Genomic DNA, 2,919 nt, shown 5'->3' with positions numbered 1-2,919 from the left:
TCCAGCGCGCTTGATACTGAGTAAGGATTCAAGCATGGCCCGCTCTCCATCCAGCCAACCCCTTTGTGCGGAAGCTTTGATCATGGCATATTCTCCACTGACATTGTAGGCGGCAATCGGAAGATTGGAATTATCTTTCAATAAGCGGATGACATCTAAATAGGCTAAAGCCGGCTTTACCATCAAAAAATCTGCGCCTTCCTCTGTATCTAAATCCGCTTCAATCAAGGCTTCATAATAATTGGCTGGATCCATTTGGTAGGTCTTTTTATCCCCCATTTTAGGTGCAGAGTCCAAAGCATCTCTGAAAGGACCATAAAAAGCAGAGGCATATTTGGCGGTATAGGACATGATAGAAACATCGGTATAGCCATTTTCATCCAAAACACTCCTGATATACCCCACTCTTCCGTCCATCATGTCAGATGGGCCAAGTATATCCGCTCCCGCCTGGGCCTGGGCCAAAGACATTTTACCCAAGATTTCCAAAGTCTCGTCATTCAATATCTTTCCATCCTTCACCAAACCATCATGCCCATCTGAACTGTAGGGGTCCATGGCTACATCTGTCATCACCACTGCTTCAGGAAAAGTAGATTTGATTTTGTGAATGGCTTTCAGATAAAAAGTATCGGGATTATAACTCTCAGTGGCAAACTTATCCTTCTTAACCTCTGGATAGGCCGGAAAAATATCAAAGGCCTTGATGCCTAGCGCCAAGCATTCCTCAATCTCCTGCAACATCAAATCCAAGGAAAGTCTATAAATCCCAGGCATGGAAGCCACCTCAACTTTCTGGTTGATCCCATCAATCAAAAATAAAGGGAATATAAAGTCCTTTACCGACAACCTGGTCTCTTCCACCATATCCCGTATTCCTTGCGATTTCCTGTTTCTTCTTGGTCTTCTCAGCATAACAGTGTTTTTTACTGCACAAAGGTAAGTCGAATCACCAAGACTTGAAATCGTAAATTGGATTTTATGGAAGTCTGTTTACTGCCTTCTGCCCAGACTTTGCTTTATTTTTCATAAATCCATCTTACAATCACCATCTTTGTTTTCCTTGTGTAATATCCTGATTTTAGTTGACATTTTTTTATTCTTTTGTTACCGACAGTTCAGCTCTTCTTAATTCCTCATTCTAGGTGTCCCACCCCTTTTTGAGTCTTATGTCTTGAGTCTTGTATCTTGTGTCTTTTATCTCGCTTCTCATCTCTTGCTCCTACTTGCTGCAGGCAAGACTATTCTTAATTCCTCATTTTACATACCCATTCCCTTCTTTTGCCTTTTTACTTTTGCCTTGGCTCTTGACTCTTGCTTCTAAAAAAAACAGGCTCCAAAAGAAGCCTGCTTTATCAATATATAGACTAAACTTTATAATGCTTTAGAAATTGACCTGCGCCTGAAGCCTCAAAAGACTTCCTTGTTGTCTGTTATTGGGATTGAGCGAGTTTTCAAAGGTCCTATCTGAAATGGTATACATGGCCACTAACTCAAAGTTTTTATTGGGCTGCCATTCCACACCTATTTCCAATTCATTTACTCTATGCCGGGTAGCGTCGAGCTCAAACTTTTTACCGCCTTTATAGTAATGATACCTGGAAAATGGTATAAAAATATCTTTCCCTTTTTGAATAAAATAATTGGCCAATACATAACCTCCCCTAAGTGGAGCATCTACCACATCATTGGTTACCGGATCATATTCCGGTCCCCTACCCCAGTTGAACTCCGCTTGAAGACCAAAGGGCTGTGGATAAATGATCAAAGAAGGACCATATCTGAATTCCTCAAATTCCGTTTGATCAAAATCTGTTTGGGGATTTCTATTGATTACAAATTTACCTGTATAGGCCTGAAAAGAAGTCTCAATAATCTGTCCTGAAGGCAATTCCCAAGGATAAGAAGCCCTACTGACGATATGAAAGTTTTTATTGCGCTCTGGTAAATTGGCAGTCTGCCCATTGTATAATCCGAGACCAAAAACCCCGTAATCACCTGATCCTTTCAATCCTGAGGACACTAGGTAACTGAAACGCTTACGGATTTCAGAAGGGGCATAATAGAAAAACACACCCAAATCCCGTTCATTCAGTACCGCTGAGTTTAAACCATCATTCCTGTCCAACGGAAGTCTATTTTGACTGGACTGGAGGTTTTCAAAACCAAAAGGTACTTTAGATTGACCAATTCTCAAACGAAACTCCTGCTTGGCATCCAAGCCCAGATCAAAGTAGGCATCTCTGATTTGCGCAAAATTTGAACCTCCAGAGGCCAAGTCGGGCTGAATGTACATAAAGATCCGTTCATGTATCTGCCCAGAAAAAATCATCCTTATCCGCCTGAAGAAAAATCCTCCACCATCCCCGCCCCATGACCTGTCACATTGGGCACATTGGAGGTCAGGATTGGTTTCAAAGAGACCATTGTAGCGCATCTGTGCATAGCCGCGCAATTGAATGGTCTCATACCATTGCTTTTTTGGCAGAGGATTAACCACCACATTGCTTTCTAAAGTGTCTCCGTCAACATCCCTTGCAAAAACGTCAACGAAAGCAATCATCAAGATGATGAATGCGAGAGCGAATTTTATCCGCATGGAAGAAATATTTTTTTAAGTATGAAATACTTATTGTACAGCGATACAAAATAGCAGCAACAATATTTCTTTATAATGATGCAGATATTATCAATTTGTTAACTACTAATTCATAAGTTTTCTTAACATAGGAAGTTCGGTGCCGTCTCAAAGTAATTTTTCATAAAAAACACCTTCAAAATGATCCAAAAGGGTATATTAAGGAAATGTTAAGCAATTTCTAATGTTAAAAAATCCTTAAAAAAATGTTAAGTAAAAACCCTTAATTTTTCTCAAAAAAGTGCACTGATCATCTCAATACTTGCCTCATCAAAAGTATG

The 2,919-nt window shown here is 40.2% G+C and carries 2 protein-coding genes; both read right to left on the bottom strand.

What is annotated here, in order from left to right; genetic code table 11:
- Window positions 1–915 (bottom strand): porphobilinogen synthase (hemB, locus tag QZT73_RS02310; RefSeq protein ID WP_291786415.1); only part of this gene is annotated, 915 nt, incomplete at its 3' end.
- A gap of 469 nt (window positions 916–1,384) precedes the next feature.
- Window positions 1,385–2,599 carry a porin gene (locus QZT73_RS02305; protein ID WP_291784894.1) on the bottom strand — a complete coding sequence of 405 codons (1,215 nt, stop codon included), beginning with the start codon at window positions 2,597–2,599 and terminating at the stop codon, window positions 1,385–1,387.
- Window positions 2,600–2,919: the final 320 nt, after the last annotated feature.

The sequence above is a fragment of the Cecembia sp. genome (assembly GCF_007126775.1).
Classification (GTDB): domain Bacteria; phylum Bacteroidota; class Bacteroidia; order Cytophagales; family Cyclobacteriaceae; genus Cecembia.
The sequence above is the reverse complement of the archived record's forward strand: the minus strand, read 5'-3'. Positions and strand labels throughout refer to the sequence as shown.